This window comes from Mycolicibacterium houstonense, from assembly GCF_900078665.2.
Taxonomy (GTDB): Bacteria; Actinomycetota; Actinomycetes; order Mycobacteriales; family Mycobacteriaceae; genus Mycobacterium; species Mycobacterium houstonense.
In genome coordinates this window covers 3,409,145-3,428,511 of sequence record NZ_LT546207.1, presented here as the reverse complement: position 1 = coordinate 3,428,511, position 19,367 = coordinate 3,409,145, and the positions used below count along the sequence as shown (strand labels likewise).

The window sequence follows — 19,367 nt, the reverse complement described above, 5'->3', positions numbered from 1 at the left end:
GAACACGTTATAGAATTGCCGGGCCCGTGGACAACTGCGCCGGTCAAAGAAGCGAGGGGAATTCACCAAAATGCTTAGTGTCGAGGTGCGCGACGAGCTGGCGGCCGATCTCGCTCAGGCCGAGCGGAGCCGGGTTCCGATGACGCCGCTGACGGACCGGTACGCCGACATCGATGTGGTGGATGCCTACGAGATCCAGCTGATCAACATCCGCCAGCGCGTCGCCGAGGGCGCCCGGGTGATCGGCCACAAGGTCGGGCTGTCCAGCAAGGCCATGCAGGACATGATGGGTGTCGACGAGCCGGACTACGGCCATCTCCTCGACGAGATGGAGGTGTTCGAGAACGTCCCGGTGAAGTCGTCGAATTTCCTGTACCCCCGCGTAGAGGTCGAGGTCGGGTTCATCCTGGCCGACGATCTGCCCGGTGCCGGGTGCACCGAAGAGGACGTGCTCGCCGCGACGGCCGCGTTCGCGCCGGCCATCGAGCTGATCGACACCCGGATCACCAACTGGCAGATCAAGTTGTGCGACACCATCGCCGACAACGCCAGCAGCGCAGGCTGGGTGCTCGGTGAGGCGCGGGTCTCGCCCAAGGACATCGATATCTGCAACATCGATGCGGTCCTGACCAACCACGGCGAGGTCGTGGCCGAGGGCCGCAGCGATGCGGTACTGGGAAATCCGGTGACCGCGGTGGCCTGGTTGGCCCGCAAGGTGGAGAGCTTCGGGGTGCGTCTGAAGGCCGGTGACATCGTGCTGCCGGGCTCGTGCACGCGTGCGATAGATGCACCTCCCGGCAGCGATTTCGTCGCTGACTTCGCCGGGTTAGGTTCAGTAAGACTGAGTTTCGAATAAGGGAGCCGAATCATGGCTGAGAAAGCATCAGTTGCCATCGTCGGGTCGGGCAATATCAGCACCGACCTGCTGTACAAGTTGTTGCGGTCGGAGTGGCTCGAGCCGCGCTGGATGATCGGCATCGATCCGGAATCCGAGGGCTTGGCGCGGGCGCGCAAGCTGGGCCTGGAAACCTCCCACGAGGGGGTGGACTGGCTGCTGGCTCAGAGCGAAAAGCCGGATCTGGTGTTCGAGGCCACCAGCGCCTACGTGCACCGTGACGCCGCCCCGCGGTATGAAGAGGCCGGTATCCGGGCCATCGACCTGACCCCGGCGGCCGTCGGCCCTGGCGTCATCCCGCCGGCCAACCTGCGCGCTCACCTGGACGCGCCGAACGTCAACATGGTCACCTGCGGTGGCCAGGCCACCATCCCGATGGTCTACGCCGTGTCCCGCGTGGTGGACGTGCCCTACGCCGAGATCGTGGCGTCGGTGTCGTCGGCATCGGCCGGTCCGGGCACCCGCGCCAACATCGACGAGTTCACCAAGACCACCAGTGCGGGTGTGCGTGACATCGGCGGCGCGCAAAAGGGCAAGGCGATCATCATCCTTAACCCCGCCGAGCCGCCGATGATCATGCGCGACACCATCTTCTGCGCGATCCCGGAAGATGCCGACCACGCCGCGATCACACAGTCCATCAAGGACGTGGTCGCCGAGGTGCAGACCTATGTGCCCGGCTACCGGCTGCTCAACGAACCGCAGTTCGACGAACCGTCGGTGGTCAACGGTGGAAACCACCTGGTCACCGTGTTCGTGGAAGTGGAGGGTGCCGGTGACTACCTGCCGCCCTACGCTGGAAATCTGGACATCATGACCGCCGCGGCGACCAAGGTCGGCGAGGAAATCGCCAAAGAGCGCCTGGCCGCGCCGGCCGGAGGAGGCCAAGCATGAGTGACATTTTCTTCAACCCCGTGTGGGACGTCCGGATGACCGACACGTCGCTGCGCGACGGGTCGCACCACAAGCGGCACCAGTTCACCAAGGACGAGGTCGGTGCCATCGTCGCCGCCCTGGACACCGCGGGTGTCCCGGTCATCGAGGTGACCCACGGTGACGGGCTGGGCGGGTCGAGCTTCAACTACGGGTTCTCCAAGACCCCGGAGCAGGAGCTGATCAAGCTGGCCGCCGAGACAGCCAAGGAAGCCAAGATCGCCTTCCTGATGCTGCCGGGTGTGGGCACCAAGGAAGACATCAAGGAAGCCCAGAACAACGGTGGCTCGATCTGCCGCATCGCGACCCACTGCACCGAGGCCGACGTGTCGATCCAGCACTTCGGGCTGGCCCGCGAGCTGGGCCTGGAGACCGTCGGTTTCCTGATGATGAGCCACACCATCTCCCCGGAGAAGTTGGCCAAGCAGGCGCGCATCATGGCGGACGCCGGATGCCAGTGCGTCTACGTCGTGGACTCCGCCGGTGCGCTGGTGCTCGACGGTGTCGCCGATCGGGTGTCCGCGTTGGTCGCCGAGCTGGGTGACGACGCGCAGGTGGGTTTCCACGGGCACGAGAACCTCGGCCTGGGCGTGGCCAACAGCATCGAGGCCGTGCGCGCCGGGGCCAAGCAGATCGACGGCTCCTGCCGCCGGTTCGGTGCGGGTGCGGGCAATGCACCCGTCGAGGCGCTGATCGGCGTGTTCGACAAGATCGGGGTCAAGACCGGCATCGACTTCTTCGACATCGCCGATGCCGCTGAAGAGGTCGTCGCGCCCGCCATGCCGGCCGAGTGCCTGCTGGATCGCAATGCGCTGATCATGGGCTACTCGGGGGTGTACTCCAGCTTCCTCAAGCACGCCATCCGGCAGTCCGAGCGCTACGGCGTGCCCGCGCACCAGCTGCTGCACCGCGCCGGGCAGCGCAAGCTGATCGGCGGCCAGGAAGACCAGCTGATCGACATCGCGCTGGAGATCAAGCGGGAACAGGAAGCCGAGGCCGCAAAGGCCTGATCTCTCAAGCACTGCTGCACTGGGCCTTCCGGAAACGGAAGGCCCAGTGTGCTTTGTAGGGGTGTCGGTCGCGCCCGGCATCATGGGGGCCATGGCAACCCGCGAGCAGGCCCAGGCGATCCTCGAACAACTGGCCGGCCCCGCGGCGCGACTGCGTGACGATCAATGGGCGGCCATCGAGGCGTTGGTGGTGCAGCGCCGCCGCGCCTTGGTGGTGCAGAGGACCGGGTGGGGCAAGTCCGCGGTCTACTTCATCGCGGCCAAGCTGCTGCGTGCCTCCGGGCGCGGGCCGACGGTCATCGTGTCGCCGCTGCTGGCGTTGATGCGCAACCAGGTCGCCTCGGCCGAGCGGGCCGGGGTGCGGGCGGCCACCATCAACTCCGGCAATGTCACCGAGTGGGACGCGATCCATCGCCAGGTCACCGAGGGCGAACTCGACGTTCTCCTGGTCAGTCCGGAGCGCCTCAACAATCCCGACTTCCGGGACAACGTGCTGCCCGCGCTGGCCGCCGATGCCGGTCTCGTCGTGGTCGACGAGGCGCATTGCGTATCGGACTGGGGACACGACTTTCGGCCCGACTATCGCCGCATCCGTACCCTGATCGGTGAATTGGGTTCGCAGATACCGGTTCTCGCCACAACGGCGACTGCCAACGATCGTGTGGTCGGCGATGTCGCGGCCCAACTGGGTGTCGGCGGGGCGGACACCCTGGTGTTGCGCGGCGGCCTCGACCGGGAGTCGCTGCGGCTGTCGGTGGTTCAGGTGGGTACCCCCGCACAGCGGGCCGCCTGGATCGCGGCACACCTGGATTCCCTGCCCGGCTCCGGCATCATCTATACCCTCACGGTGGCCCAGGCACACGATGTCGCCGCACTGTTGGCCGAGCGCGGCCACAAGGTGGCCGCCTACACCGGATCCACCGACAACACCGAGCGAGAACAGCTGGAAGCCGATCTGCTCGACAACCGGGTCAAAGCCCTGGTGGCGACATCGGCGTTGGGAATGGGCTTCGACAAACCCGACCTGGGCTTCGTCGTGCACCTGGGCGCACCGTCGTCCCCGATCGCCTACTACCAGCAGGTGGGGAGGGCCGGGCGGGCTACCGACAGCGCTGAGGTGATCCTGCTGCCCGGCACCGAGGACCAGGACGTGTGGCGGTACTTCGCGTCGGTGGCGTTCCCATCGGAAGCCATGGTGCGCAACGTGATCGGTGCACTGGAGTCCGACCGGGCGCAGTCCACCCAGGCGCTGGAGCCGCTGGTCGATCTGAATCGGTCTCGTCTCGAGATGGTGCTCAAGGTGCTCGACGTCGACGGTGCGGTCCGCCGCGTCAAGGGCGGCTGGATCGGCACCGGTGTCCCATGGAGTTACGACGAGGCCCGCTACCGCGCGCTGGACGAGGCGCGACGGCGGGAGCAGCAGGCGATGCTGGACTATCAGGCGACCGACAGCTGCCGAATGGCGTTCTTGCGCGGCCAACTCGACGATCCCGAACTGGTACCGGACGCGCAGTGCGGGCGGTGTGACAACTGCACCGGCCGGCGCTATCCGGCTGCTGTCGCACAGGACATCCTGACCGACACTGCGCAACGATTGTCCCGCCCCGGTGTACTGGTGGCCCCACGCAAGCAGTGGCCATCCGGGCTGACGGCCTTGGGGGTGCAATTGTCGGGCCGGATCACCGAGGGGGCATCGCCGGGCCGGGCGATCGGCCGACTCACCGACCTGGGCTGGGGAGCTCGGTTACGGCGTCTGCTGGCCGAACCCGACGGCGAGGTACCCGACGACGTGGTGGCGGCGGCCGTCGAGGTGCTCAAGGCGTGGGATTGGGATCGCCGGCCGGCCGCGGTGGTGGGGTTGGATTCTCTGAACCACCCGGTGTTGATCTCGTCGACGGTGCAGCGGCTGGCGCAGATCGGCCGGCTGACGAATCTGGGCATCCTGGCTTACGCCCCGCAGCATCGCCCTGTCACCGCTGCGAATTCGGCGTATCGGGTGGCGGCGCTGGACGGCGCGTGGGAGCCGCCGCACATCGATGTCGACGGACCGGTGCTGCTCATCGACGACATGACCGACACCGGGTGGACGCTGACGATGGCAGCCCGCCTGCTGCGCGATGCCGGCGTGTCCGAGGTATTGCCGCTGGTATTGGCCAGCGTCGGCTGAGCTTGGCGGCTCGGCCGCTGTTTCACTACTCAAAAACCAGCTTTTGTGCACTCGGTGCATTTGATGTTGATTCCGGGATTGCTAAAAGTGGCGCGATCTTGAAAGTTCGCCTGTGTTTTCAATCGCAAATTTTGATACAGCGCGTCTTGGCCACCACTACTCTGCACCATTCTGCGCAGGTCTGGCTAACACAATGCTTGTGAGTGGAACTGCGTGGGGCTTTGCCCACAAAGTTGCATTCAACGGCTGGGACGTTTGCTGAGTATTTGAAGTGTTCCATATTGGATGCGCTCTCCCCGGCTATGGGGTGTTCTCCCACTTCAGGGGCCCTCCAGCCCACTTCGCTGGATTGAACTACACCCTTGTCATTGCCGTGTTGACCCGCCGAGCGTCGACCTGTGATCCTCCTGTCAATGTGTTCTTGGGCGGGCGGATGTGCACCGATGTGTGCTGAATTTGCATCTCGATGACAACGCATTTCGGCTGGTGGACGATCGGACGGGTTCGAAGCCGGGCGACCGTCGAGATCACGCAGGGCAAATCACATGCGGCCGGCGGGCCTGGCGGCACCCCGTTTGGCGGCACATGTGCCCCGTGCGTCCCGTGGGTCTCGATAGTGACCGTGCCTCCTGGCTCGGTGCGCAAAGGCCCTTTTACCTGGCCTTCTGGGTCCGGTCGGACTTCTGTGAGGGCGCCGCTCGGCGATTGGTCCTGACCGCGATCTGTCCTGGGGGCCGGCCCCCTGCCTCGGCTGCAGTCGCCGAGCTACCGGATGTCACGGCCACCGGAAACGCCGACCCATCCCGGGCGCACCTGCCCATCACGCCAGCTGTTTACCGCATTTAACGAATGCGGACGGGATTTGCTAAAAGCGCGTCATTGCGTCGAATAAGAAGTCGAATGGCAGATGCGCAGCAACCGAAAATTTTGAGATCCCTGATTTCTGCACGCGCGTTAAACGGAAGTGGATATGCTGGCGCTCTGCAACTAGACACGGCATAGCTGGAGTAGGCCAAAGATACATACAACGCAACGCAAGGTGCGAGGCAGGACTGCCCCGCATCCTCGTCGTTGAGCGATTTTCGCTGGTCGACTCGGTGCTGGGGGAGGACCAGATGACTATCAACCCGTTTGACGATGACAATGGCCGATTTCTCGTCCTGATCAACGACGAGGAGCAGCACAGCTTATGGCCGACCTTCGCCGAGATTCCCGCCGGCTGGAAGGTCGTCTTCGGCGAAGCGGACCGCACGGCGTGCCTGGACTACATCGAACAGAACTGGCCGGATATCCGACCGAAGAGCCTGCGCGACAGATTGGCGCAAGCACAACGGGTCGACGGCTAACCGGTCCCTTGGGGCGTGCAGCACATCTCGCAGTGGGAGAGTTCGATGCAGCTTGATGAACAGTCGCTGCCGGTAACACGCGCGCAGCTCGATATTTGGCTTGCGCACGACGTGGCTGAATCCGGCACAGAGTGGTTACTCGGTCTATTCGTGAGGATCGCGGGCGTGCTCGACCGCGATGCCCTTGAGTGGGCGATCCGCCGAGTGGTGCGAGAGGCCGAACCGCTCAGGGCCACCTTCTTCGAGGTGGACGGGCAGGTCTTCCAGAAGGCGGTCGACTATCCCGAAGTCGAGCTGGACTTCTACGACTTGCGCAGTGCATCCGACCCCGTGCAGGAAGCTCGCGACATGGCAGCGTCGATCGAACGCATGCCGATGTCCTTCACCGGGCCACTGTTCCGGTTTGCACTGTTCCAGACACAGAACGACGAACACTTCCTTCTGGCCTGCTGTCACCACATCGTGCTCGACGGGACCGGGATTGCGCTGCTCGGCTCCCGGCTGGCATCGGTCTACTCGGCAGTGTCCTCAGGCGAGCCCGTACCCCCGTCGATTTTCGGATCGCTGGCAGATCTGATCGAAAACGAGTCGAAGTACGAAGCGTCCGGTGACTACCTCGATGACGAGGTCTATTGGAACGGAAACCTTCCGCCGGAAACGGGCGCAGATTCGTGGCCGATGGCATCCTTCGATACTCAGGAAGTCCATTGGCCCTCTGCCCCAGTCCAATTGGACTCGGAGGTACTGCGCCAGGTCGACATATTGGCGCGGTCGAAGAATGTTCCGCGCTCATCGGTCATCACCGCAGCGTGTGCCTTGCTCGTGCACGGGTGGTGTGCCGACGGCACGGATGTCGTGCTCGACTTCCCGGTCAGTCGCCGCGTAAGCCCTGAGTCGCGGACGCTTCCCGGCATGGTGGCCGGGGTGGTTCCGCTTGTGTTGACGGCCTCACCTGCGACATCGATCTCGGAGTTCATCGACGATGTCGAGAGTCGGATCCAGGAAGCACTGCAGCATCAGCGGTTTCCGGTCCATGCGTTGGAGCGCAAGGTCAACCCGCGGGCCGCGGGTCAGATGGCGAATCGGGTCAGCATCAACTTCCTGCCGTCGACCTTCACACTGGACTTCGGCGGTGCGCAGGCGTCGGCGTCGTTGACCAATGTCGGCGTGGTGGGCGGCTTCGGTCTCGTCTTCTCCAGTGCCGGAGACCAACTGCTTCTCAGCACGATGGGCACGGGCCAACCCTTCGCCAGTTTCGATGTGGAGGATCTCGCGTCGCGGTTGCAGCGGGTGTTGGTGGCGTTTGTTTCTGATCCGGCTCGGCGGTTGTCGTCGGTGGATGTGCTTGATGCTGCTGATCGGGCGCGGCTGGATGAGGTGGGTCATCGGGCGGTGTTGTCGGGTTCGGTGGTGGGGTCGTCGATTCCGGGGTTGTTCGCCGCTCAGGTGGAGCGTGCGCCTGATGCGGTGGCGGTGTGTTTTGAGGGCGCGTCGTTGTCGTATCGGGAGTTGGATGAGGCGTCGAATCGGTTGGCGCGGTTTCTGGTTGCCGAGGGTGCTGGGCCGGGTGCGTGTGTCGGTTTGTTGATGGGCCGTTCGGCGCAGGCTGTGGTGGCGATTTTGGCGGTGTTGAAGTCGGGTGCGGCGTATTTGCCGATTGATCCGGTGGTTCCGGATGCTCGGGTGGAGTTCATGTTGGCTGATGCGGCGCCGGTGGCGGTGATCTCGACGGCGGAGTTGGCTGAGCGGTTGCGCGCGTCCGGTGTTCCGGTGCTCGAGGTTGATGACCCCCGCGTAGATGCGCAGTCCTCAAGTGCACTGCCGGTTCCGGCGGCGGATGATGTGGCGCACATTATTTATACGTCGGGGACGACGGGGACGCCGAAAGGTGTTGCGGTTACGCATCAGAACGTGACGCGTTTGTTTGATGGTATGGATGTTGGGTTCGGGTTGGGGCCGGGCCAGGTGTGGGCGGCGTGTTCGTCGTTGGCGTTCGATTATTCGGTGTGGGAGATCTGGGGTGCCCTGCTGCATGGTGCACGCCTGGTGGTGGTGCCTGAGCAGACCACTCGTTCCCCGCAGGATCTGGAAGCGTTGGTTGTTGCTGAGGGTGTGACGGTGTTGAGTCAGACTCCGTCGGCGGTGGGGGTTTTGGACCCCGAACAGTTGGGTTCGGTGTCGGCGTTGATGGTGGCTGCTGAGGCGTGCCCGCCGGATGTGGTGGATCGGTGGGCGCCGGGTCGGGTGATGATCAATGGTTACGGGCCGACCGAGACGACGGTGTACGCGACGATCAGCAAGCCGATGCAGCCGGGGATGGGTGTGGTGCCGATTGGGGTGCCGGTGCCGGGGGCGGCGTTGTTTGTTCTTGATCGGGCTTTGCGTCCGGTGCCTGCGGGTGTGGTGGGTGAGTTGTATGTGGCCGGCCGCGGTGTCGGGCTCGGGTATGTGCGGCGTGCGGGCTTGAGTGCTTCGCGGTTTGTGGCGTGTCCGTTCGGTGAGCCGGGTGCGCGGATGTATCGGACCGGGGATTTGGTGTCGTGGGGTCCGGATGGGCAGTTGCGGTATGCCGGGCGGTCTGATGATCAGGTCAAGATCCGGGGTTATCGCATCGAGTTGGGTGAGATCCAAACAGCGTTGGCCGCGGTGGATGGTGTGCAGCAGGCCGTGGTGGTGGTGCGTGAGGATCGGCCCGGCGATAAGCGACTGGTCGGTTATGTCACCGGTACCGCCGAGCCGGTCGAGGTTCGGGCGCAGCTTTCACAGCGGTTGCCGGCCTACATGGTGCCGGCGGCCATCGTGGCTCTTGATGCGTTGCCGTTGACGGTCAACGGCAAGCTCGACAAACGAGCCCTGCCGGCACCGGAATATGTTGATACCGAGCACTATCGGGCGCCGAGCACGGCGACCGAGGAGATCCTGGTCGGCATCTACGCCCAAGTGCTGGGTATGGACCGTGTCGGTGTCGACGACTCCTTCTTCGACCTCGGCGGCGACAGCATTCTGGCGATGCGAGTGGTCGCCGCCGTCAACACCAATTTGGATGCCGGACTGGCCGTACGCACGTTGTTCGACGCACCGACGGTCGCGCAGTTGGCGCCACACGTCGGCGAAGATTCGGACCGGCGCGCACCGTTGGTGGCGGGCGAACGGCCTGATCGGATTCCGCTGTCCTACGCGCAGAACCGGATGTGGTTCCTCAACCGGTTCGAGGACGGGGCGGCGACCTACAACATGCCGATCGCGTTCCGCATCAACGGCGCGTTGGACTTGGGTGCACTCGATGCCGCCCTCGATGATGTAATCGCCCGTCACGAATCGCTGCGCACGGTATTCCCCGATATCGACGGTGTGCCCTCACAGAAGGTGCTGCCCACACGGCCGGGGCTCTGGCGGCGCGGCGGCCCGGCCCTGTTGCAGGTCGCAGAGCACGATCTCGTCGACGAACTGATCACGCTGGCCGGATACCGGTTTGACCTGGCCACCGAGATCCCGATCCGGGCCCAGATCTATGCCGTGGGACCCGAGCGGTACGTCCTCGGAATCGTGTTGCACCACATCGCCTTCGACGGCTGGTCGATGGCGCCGATGGCCCGGGACGTCGGCGAGGCGTATCGGGCGCGGGTCCTCGGCCGGGCGCCCGAATGGTCACCGCTGCCCGTCCAGTACGCCGATTACACGCTGTGGCAACAAGACTGGCTGGGTTCCGAGTCTGATCCCGACAGTGTGCTCGCTAACCAGTTGAGCTATTGGCGGCGGGAATTGGCGGACCTTCCCGAGGTGGTGTCGTTGCCAACGGATCGCCCGCGTCCGCCGGTGCCCAGCTACCGTGGCGACGCGGTTGACCTGCGCATCGATCCCGGATCCTGGGCGGGCATCAAAGCGGTTGCCGCAAAACATAATGCAACGGTTTCGATGGTGTTGCAGGCCGCCATGGCGGTGGCACTGCACCGGGCCGGCGTCGGCGAGGACATCGCACTGGGAACCCCGATCGCCGGGCGGATGGACCAGGCCCTCGACGAGTTGGTGGGATTCTTCGTCAACACCTGGGTGCTACGCGTCGGCGTTGACCCGGCCCTGCCCTTCAATGAAGTGTTGGACCGTGTGCGGCAGAAGGCACTCGACGCCTATGCGAACCAAGATGTGCCGTTCGAATTGTTGGTTGAGCGGCTCAATCCGACGCGATCCACCTCACACCACCCGCTGTTCCAGGTGGCGTTGGCCTTCCAGAACAACGTGCGTCCCGAGATCCAGATGGACGGTCTCGACGTCGAACCGGACACCGCCGACATCCGCACGGCGCGGTTCGACCTCGAATTCGACCTGCGAGAGATGCCCAGCGGAGACGCGAATGCGCTGTTCGATCTGAAGGCACCGACGGCCGGAGACCGCGGTGAGTTGATGGCGGCCGGCACGGTCGCCTACGCCACAGATCTGTACGACCGATCCAGCGTCGAGCGGTTGGTGGGTTGGTTTGGCCGGGTGATCGAGGCCGTGGTTGCCGACTCATCGGTGCTCGTCGGCGAGGTGGGCCTGCTGGACGATGATGAGCAGGATCTGGTGCTGCACAAGTGGTCCGGTGCCGCGGTAAACGCCCCGGTGGGATTGGCGCCCGAATTGCTGGCTGCGGCGGCTACCGCTGACCCCGACGCCGTCGCGGTGGTGGACGGATCGCGCGAGCTGTCGTACCGGGAGCTCGACGAAGCCTCCAACCGGTTGGCTCGCGCGTTGATCGAGGCGGGGGTCGGCCCCGAGCGTGCCGTCGGCGTGGCGATGGGTCGCTGCGCGGAACTGGTGGTCGCATGGTGGGCGGTGCTCAAGGCCGGTGGGGTGTACGTACCCGTCGATCCGGGCCACCCGGCTGAGCGCATCGCCACCGTTCTGGACACCGCCGAGGCGGTGTGTGTGCTGACGTGCGGCTTCGGTGACGTCGAGGGGACCGGCAGTCGCCTCGTGGTTCCGCTCGATGTGGTCGATGTGTCCGAGCACAGCCCGGGTCCCGTCGCGGATTCGGATCGACTGGCGCCGTTGACCGTTGACGACGCGGCGTATGTGATCTTCACCTCGGGATCGACGGGTACTCCGAAGGGCGTGGCGATCAGTCATGCCGGCGTGCTCGGGGTGGCGGCCGCGCACCGCGATCTGCTCGGCGTGGCTCCGCGGTCCCGGATCTTGATGGTCGCCGCGCCGACATTCGATGCGTCGGTATTCGAGTGGTTGTGGGCAGTGGCCTCGAGGGCGGCGCTGGTGATCGCACCGCCGGATTCCTACGCGGGCGAGGCACTGACCGAAGTTCTGACGAGGTCGCGCGTCGATGCGGCGCTGATCACGCCAACCGTGTTGGCGACGCTGGACCCGGCTCGGATCGACGGGTTGGACACGCTGGTCACCGGTGGCGAGGCGTGCCCGGCGGAGTTGGTGGCCGCATGGGCTGCACCCGAGGAGGGAAATAACCCACCGCGGCGGATGTTCAATGCCTACGGACCGACCGAGGTGACCATCTGGTCGACGTGGAGTGCGCTGGCTGCCGGGGAGCCGGTACGGATCGGCGCACCGGTTCCGGGCACCCACGCGTTGGTGCTCGATGCGCGGCTGAACCCGGCTCCGGTCGGCGTCGTGGGTGAGCTCTACCTTGCCGGCCCGGCGGTGGCCCGAGGTTATGTGGGCCGCCCCGATCTCACAGCGGATCGCTTCGTGGCCAACCCCTTTGGTGCGCCGGGGACTCGGTTGTATCGCACCGGCGACCTGGTGCGCTGGACCGAAACCGGCAGCTTGGAATACCTCGGGCGTGCCGATGCCCAGATCAAGCTGCGTGGGCAGCGGCTCGAGCTCGGCGAGATCGAGAACACCTTGCTGACCTGCCCGCAGGTGACGCGTGCGGCTGCGGCCGTGCGTCGCGGAAGCACCGGTATCGATCATCTGGTCGGCTACATCGCCCTCGAGCAGACGAGCCCGGCCGATTACGACGCCGATGTGGTCGACCAGTGGCAAGGCATATACGACGAGCTCTATGACGCCGAACTCGACGGGGTCGAATTCGGCAACGATTTCCGTGGCTGGAACAGCAGTTACACCGACGATCCGATTCCCCTACCGGAGATGGAGGAGTGGCGCTCGGTCACCGTCGACCGGATTCTGGGACTGCGGCCCCGGCGGGTGCTCGAACTCGGCGTGGGGTCTGGCTTGCTGCTGTCCCAACTGGCTCCGAACTGTGTCGAGTATTGGGGCACCGACTTTTCCGCACCGACCATCCAGAAGCTGCAGTCAGCGGTGGCCGGCCAACCGTGGGGAGATCGGGTTCATCTGTTGACCCGGCCCGCGCACATCACCGAGGGCCTGCCCCAGAACCAGTTCGATGTGGTGGTCATCAACTCGGTGGTCCAGTACTTCCCGAGCGCTGGGTACCTGGCCGAGGTCATCGACAAGGCAGTCGATCTGCTGGCACCGGGCGGCGCATTGTTCATCGGGGACGTACGCAACCACAGCTTGCAGGGCGCCTTCCAGACCGGTATCGCGTTGGCCCGCAGCCGGAACGGTACCGATACCGACGAAATCCGGCAGCGCGTACAGCGCGCGATGCTGGGTGAGCACGAATTGCTGCTAGCCCCAGAGTTCTTCACGACTTGGGCCGCCGACCATCCGTCGGTGGGCGGCATCGGTATCCAGGTCAAACGTGGTGAGGCCGACAACGAGCTGAGCCGGTACCGCTACGACGTGATCGTCCACAAGGCACCCACCCAGGTGTGCTCGCTGGCCAGCGCCCCGACCTGGACGTGGACCGACTGCGCGGGCCTGAGCGGGCTGCATGCCGAGTTGATGGCTCAGCAACCGACCACCGTCCGGGTCAGTGGTATTCCCCGCGCCGGGGTGATTGCCGATGTGGTGACCGAGCAAGCCCTGGGCGCCGGACTTCCCATCGTGGAGGCGCTCGTCCACGCCGACTCTGCCACCGCCGATGGAGCCGTCACGCCGGAGATGGTGTACCGGCTCGGCGAGGCAGCCGGATACCACGTCGCGGTCACCTGGGGCGCCCAACCCGGAACGCTGGACGCCGTCTTCCTCGCCGCCTCCGATGGGCAGGATCCGCCCGCGCTCACCGATCTCTACCTGCCGGCAACGGAATCTCGTCAGCGTGGCGGCCACGCCAACGACCCGCACACCAATTCGAAGGTCACCGCGGTCCGTCAGTGGCTGGCCGAGCGGTTACCCGAATACATGGTGCCGTCCCAGATCGTGGTGCTCGACGAGTTCCCGTTGACTTCCTCCGGCAAGATCGATCGGAAGGCTCTGCCTGAACCCACCTTTGTCGCCACCTCATTCCGGGCACCTCAGACCGATATGGAGAAGATCGTCGCCGAGGTGTTCACCGAGGTGCTGGGACTTGGCCGGGCGGGCCTCGATGACGACTTCTTCGTCCTTGGCGGCGATTCGCTGATCGCCATCCGGGTCTGTGCGCGTCTACAGTCCGCTCTCGGCCGGGATGTGCCGGTCCGCTACCTGTTCGACGCGCCCACCGTCGGTGGGTTGGCCGATTACCTCGACCGGCATCAGGACGGCGTCGTCCGGCCGCCGCTCACTGCACGGCATCGCCCGGCGACGGTTCCGTTGTCGTATGCCCAGCAACGGTTGTGGTTCCTGGAGCAATTGCAGGGGCCGTCGCCGATCTACAACATGGCCGTGGCGCTACGACTCAGCGGGAACCTGGACGAAGAAGCACTCGGTGCCGCACTGGCAGACGTCATAGGTCGGCAGGAGAGCCTCCGCACCGTGTTCACGTCGGTCGCCGGGGTGCCTCAGCAGGTGGTCCTCGACCCCGAGCACGCTGACCTGGGATGGCGAATCGTCGACGCGGCCGGATGGTCCAAAGCCCGCATCGACGAGGCAATCGGTGACACTGCACGTCACAGTTTCGACCTCACGAGTGAGATCCCGATCAAGGCAACGCTTTTCCGGATCGACGAGGACGAACACGTGCTGGCGGCAGTCGTGCACCATATCGCCGCCGACGGCTGGTCGGTGACGCCGCTGGTGATAGATCTGGCGGCTGCGTATGCGAGCCGGTGTGCGGGCCAAGCGCCGGACTGGGCGCCACTTCCGGTCCAGTACGCCGATTACACGCTGTGGCAACAGGAGTGGCTGGGATCGGTATCTGACCCCGACAGCGTCATCAGCGGCCAGCTGAACTACTGGGAGACCGAGCTGGCAGATCTTCCCGAACGTCTGGAGCTCCCGACGGATCGCCCGTATCCGCCTGTGGCCGACTACCAAGGTTCCAGCGTGACGGTGGATTGGCCGGCCGACTTGCAGCAACAGATCGCTCGGGTGGCACGCGAGCACGGCGCGACGAGCTTCATGGTGGTCCAGGCCGCGCTGGCGGCGTTGATGGCCCAGCTGAGCGCTAGTAGCGAGGTGGCCGTGGGCATTGCGTCCGCAGGCCGTGGCGAGCAGGCGCTCGATGATCTGGTGGGCTTCTTCGTCAACACCTTGGTGCTCAGGGTTGACCTGGCCGGAGATCCCACGGTGGCCGACCTGCTCGGTCAGGTCCGGCGGCGCAGTCTGGCGGCGTTTGAGCATCAGGATGTGCCCTTCGAGGTGCTGGTGGACCGGCTCAACCCGACTCGCAGCTTGACCCATCATCCACTGGTCCAGGTCATGCTGACGTGGCAGAACCTGCCCTGGCAGCACAGTGATCCCGCTGCCGCTCTGGCGTTGGGTGACGTTGGCGTCACCCGTTTGGAGGCGGAAACCCAGACCGCCCGGATGGATCTGGTGTTCTCACTGGCCGAACGTTTCAACGGCTCGGGCACGCCGACCGGTATCGACGGATCAGTTGAGTTCCGTACCGACGTGTTCGACTCGGCCAGCATCGAGACGCTGATCGAGCGGTTGCAGCGGGTGTTGGTGGCGTTTGTTTCTGATCCGGCTCGGCGGTTGTCGTCGGTGGATGTGCTTGATGCTGCTGATTATGTGCGGCTGGATGAGGTTGGTCATCGGGCGGTGTTGATGCGGCCGGTGGTGGAGTCGTCGATTCCGGGGTTGTTTGGGGTGCAGGTGGAGCGTGCGCCTGATGCGGTGGCGGTGCGTTTCGACGGCACTTCGTTTACGTACCGAGAACTCGACGAGGCGTCGAATCGGTTGGCGTACTTGTTGGCCGACTATGGTGCTGGGCCTGGTGAGTGTGTTGCCCTACTGCTGGAGCGCTCGGCGCAGGCTGTCGTGGCGATTTTGGGTGTGTTGAAGTCGGGTGCGGCGTATCTGCCGATTGATCCTGCCCATCCTGATGCTCGGGTTGAGTTCATGTTGGCCGATGCCCAGCCGGTGGTGGTGGTCACCATGGGCGCGTTGGGTGAGCGGTTGGCTGGATCTGGTGTGCCGGTGGTGGAGGTTGACGATCCCCGGATTGAAACTGCGTCTAGTGCGGCGTTGCCGGTTCCGGCGGCGGATGATGTGGCGCACATTATTTATACGTCGGGGACGACGGGGACGCCGAAAGGTGTTGCGGTTACGCATCAGAACGTGGCGCGGTTGTTTGACGGTATGGATGTTGGTTTTGATTTGGGGCCGCAGCAGGTGTGGTCGCAGTGTTCGTCGTTGGCGTTCGATTATTCGGTGTGGGAGATCTGGGGTGCGCTGCTGCACGGTGGCTGTCTGGTGGTCGTGCCCGAGCAGACCACCCGTTCATCGCAAGATCTGCATGCCCTTCTGGTCGATGAACACGTCACCGTCTTGAGTCAGACGCCGTCGGCGGTGGGGGTTTTGGATCCGGACGCGTTGGGTTCGGTGTCGGCGTTGATGGTGGCTGCCGAGGCGTGTCCGCCGGATGTGGTGGATCGGTGGGCGCCGGGTCGGGTGATGATCAACGGGTATGGGCCGACCGAGACGACGGTGTATGCCACGATCAGTGCTCCGTTGGAGGCTGGTTCGGGTGTGGTGCCGATCGGGGTGCCGGTGCCGGGGGCGGCGCTTTTCGTCTTGGACCGGTCGCTCCGTCCGGTTCCTGCGGGTGTGGTGGGGGAGTTGTATGTGGCCGGCCGCGGTGTAGGCGTCGGCTACGTACGCCGGCCAGGTTTGACCGCATCGCGGTTTGTGCCATGTCCGTTCGGAACGCCGGGTTCACGGATGTATCGGACCGGGGATTTGGTGTCGTGGGGTCCGGATGGGCAGTTGCGGTATGCCGGACGTGCCGATGAGCAGGTCAAGGTCCGCGGTTATCGCATCGAGTTGGGTGAGATCCAAAGCGCGCTAGCCGATCTGGACGGTGTGCAACAGGCAGTGGTGGTCGCCCGCGAGGATCAGCCTGGCGACAAGCGACTGGTCGGCTACCTCACTGGCACCGCGGACCCGGTGCAAGTACGTGGGGCACTGGCCGAGCGGTTGCCGGCCTACATGGTGCCCTCAGCCGTCGTCGTTCTCGACGCCTTGCCGTTGACGGTCAACGGCAAGCTCGACAAGCGCGCCCTGCCCGCACCGGAATACACCGACACCGATCACTATCGCGCTCCGAGCACGGCGACCGAGGAAATCCTGGCCGGCATCTACGCCCAGGTGCTGGGCCTAGAACGCGTCGGGGTCGACGACTCCTTCTTCGACCTCGGCGGGGACTCCCTGACGGCGATGCGACTGATCGCCGCCGTCAATGCCGGCTTCGACGCCGAAGTCAGTGTCCGTACCTTGTTCGACGCGCCCACCGTCGCCCAGCTGGTACCGCACATCAAGGCCGGCTCGGGCGGACGTCCGCAGTTGGTCGCGCAACAGCGGCCGGACGTCATTCCGCTCTCCTATGCGCAACAGCGGTTGTGGTTCCTGGAGCAGCTGCAGGGGCCATCGGCGATCTACAACATGGCGGTTGCGCTGCGGCTGGACGGCGACCTGAACGCCGATGCGCTGGGGCGGGCGTTGGCCGATGTCGTGGGTCGGCACGAAACTCTGCGCACCATGTTCGGCGCGGTTGACGGGGTTCCCCAGCAGTTGGTGCTGCCGGCCGCGGACGCAGAATTCGGGTGGCGGATAGTCGACGCCTCCGGATGGTCGCCGGAACGGTTGGAGGAGGCCGCCGGAGCTGTCGGGCGGCGGCACTTCGATCTCAGTAGCGAGATCCCCTTACGGGCTACGCTGTTCCGGGTCGCCGAGGACGAGCATGTGCTGGTGGCGGTGGTACACCATATTGCCGCCGATGGTTGGTCGATCACCCCGTTTGTGGCGGATCTGAGTTCGGCGTACGCGAGTCGCTGCACCGGCCACGCCCCCGACTGGTCACCGCTGCCGGTCCAGTACGCCGATTACACGCTGTGGCAACAGGAGTGGTTGGGATCGGAGTCCGATCCCAGCAGCGTGCTCGCCACGCAGCTGGCCTACTGGGAGCAGGAGTTGGCGGGGTTGCCCGAGCGGCTCGAGCTGCCCACAGATCGCCCGTATCCGCCAGTGGCCGACTACCAGGGTTCCAGCGTCGCGTTGGACTGGCCTGCCGAGTTGCAGCAGCAGGTGGCGCGCGTCGCCCGGGAGAACAACACAACCAGTTTCATGGTCGTCCAGGCCGCACTGGCGGCGCTGCTCGCGCAACTGAGCGCCAGTTCCGATGTGGCGGTGGGTATTGCGACCGCCGGACGCCGCGACCCAGGCCTTGATGAACTGGTGGGCTTCTTTGTGAACACCCTGGTTCTGCGGCTCGATCTGGCCGGGGATCCGACAATCGCCGATCTGCTGGACCAGGTACGTCAACGGGGCCTGGCGGCGCTCGAGCATCAGGATGTGCCCTTCGAGTTGTTGGTCGAACGACTCAACCCGGCCCGAAGCCTGACCCACCACCCGCTGGTCCAGGTCATGGTTTCCTGGCAGAACTTCGCCGCGGAACAGGCGTCCAGTCTGGATCTGGGCGATGTCCTGGCCACGCCGCTCGATGCGGAGACCCGAACCGCTCGGATGGATTTGGTGTTCTCCCTCGCTGAACGTTTCAGCGAGGCCGGCGCCCCGGCCGGCATCGGCGGCGTGGTCGAGTTCCGCACCGACGTATTCGATGCGACGAGTATTCGGACCCTCGTCGAGCGGTTGCACCGGGTGTTGGTGGCGTTTGTTTCTGATCCGGCTCGGCGGTTGTCGTCGGTGGATGTGCTTGATGCTGCTGATCGGGCGCGGCTGGATGAGGTGGGTCATCGGGCGGTGTTGTCGGGTTCGGTGGCGGGGTCGTCGATTCCGGAGTTGTTCGCCGCCCGAGTGCAGAGTTCTCCCGATGCGGTGGCGGTGTGTTTTGAGGGCGCGTCGTTGTCGTATCGGGAGTTGGATGAGGCGTCGAATCGGTTGGCGCATGTGCTGACGGGGTCGGGTGCTGGTCCTGGCGAATGTGTTGCCTTGCTGCTTGAGCGTTCGGCGCACGCTGTGGTGGCGATCCTGGCGGTGTTGAAGTCGGGTGCGGCGTATTTGCCGATTGATCCGGCGCATCCGGATGCTCGGGTGGAGTTCATGTTGGCTGATGCGCGACCGGTGGTGGCGGTCACCATGGGCGCGTTGGGTGAGCGGTTGCGCGCGTCCGGTGTTCCGGTGCTCGAGGTTGATGACCCCCGCATAGATGCGCAGTCCTCACGTGCACTGCCGGTTCCGGCTGCCGATGATGTGGCGCATGTGATTTACACGTCGGGGACGACGGGGACGCCGAAAGGTGTTGCGGTTACCCATCAGAACGTGACGCGCCTGTTTGACGGTATGGATGTTGGGTTCGAATTGAGCCCGGCGCAGGTGTGGGCGGCGTGTTCGTCGTTGGCGTTCGACTATTCGGTGTGGGAGATCTGGGGTGCTTTGCTGCACGGTGCACGCCTGGTGATCGTTCCTGAACAGACCACCCGTTCACCGCAAGACCTGGAAGAGTTGGTTGTTGCTGAGGGTGTGACGGTGTTGAGCCAGACACCTTCTGCGGTCGGAATGCTCTCGCCTGAGAAGCTGAAGCAGGTCCCGGCGTTGATGGTGGCTGCTGAGGCGTGCCCGCCGGATGTGGTGGATCGGTGGGCGCCGGGTCGGGTGATGAT

At 65.0% G+C, this 19,367-nt stretch carries 6 protein-coding genes (1 of these 6 cut by a window edge); all 6 read left to right on the top strand.

The window, feature by feature from the left end; genetic code table 11:
• Positions 1 to 70 precede the first annotated feature (70 nt).
• Positions 71 to 856, top strand: coding sequence for a 2-keto-4-pentenoate hydratase (locus BN4332_RS17125; protein WP_066899939.1), 786 nt, complete (start codon positions 71 to 73; stop codon positions 854 to 856).
• Positions 857 to 868: 12 nt separating this feature from the next.
• Positions 869 to 1,789: an acetaldehyde dehydrogenase (acetylating) gene (locus BN4332_RS17120; protein WP_066899937.1), complete on the top strand. Its 921-nt coding sequence runs from the start codon at positions 869 to 871 to the stop codon at positions 1,787 to 1,789.
• On the top strand, positions 1,786 to 2,838 hold the full coding sequence (dmpG, locus tag BN4332_RS17115) for a 4-hydroxy-2-oxovalerate aldolase (protein WP_066899935.1): 1,053 nt from the start codon (positions 1,786 to 1,788) through the stop codon (positions 2,836 to 2,838). Before BN4332_RS17120 ends, dmpG begins: the two co-directional genes overlap by 4 nt.
• Before the next feature lie 91 nt (positions 2,839 to 2,929).
• Positions 2,930 to 5,005 (top strand): RecQ family ATP-dependent DNA helicase, encoded by a 2,076-nt coding sequence (locus BN4332_RS17110; RefSeq protein ID WP_066900152.1) that lies wholly within the window; start codon positions 2,930 to 2,932, stop codon positions 5,003 to 5,005.
• A 1,115-nt stretch (positions 5,006 to 6,120) separates the two neighbouring features.
• Complete coding sequence (locus BN4332_RS17105; RefSeq protein WP_066900150.1) at positions 6,121 to 6,351, top strand: MbtH family protein; 231 nt, start codon at positions 6,121 to 6,123, stop codon at positions 6,349 to 6,351.
• Positions 6,352 to 6,396: 45 nt separating this feature from the next.
• Positions 6,397 to 19,367, top strand: partial view of a non-ribosomal peptide synthase/polyketide synthase gene (locus tag BN4332_RS35515; RefSeq protein ID WP_160110878.1) — the 5' portion only. The gene runs 6,634 nt beyond the window's last position; only the first 12,971 of its 19,605 coding nucleotides appear in the window; the start codon lies at positions 6,397 to 6,399; its stop codon lies beyond the right edge, outside the window.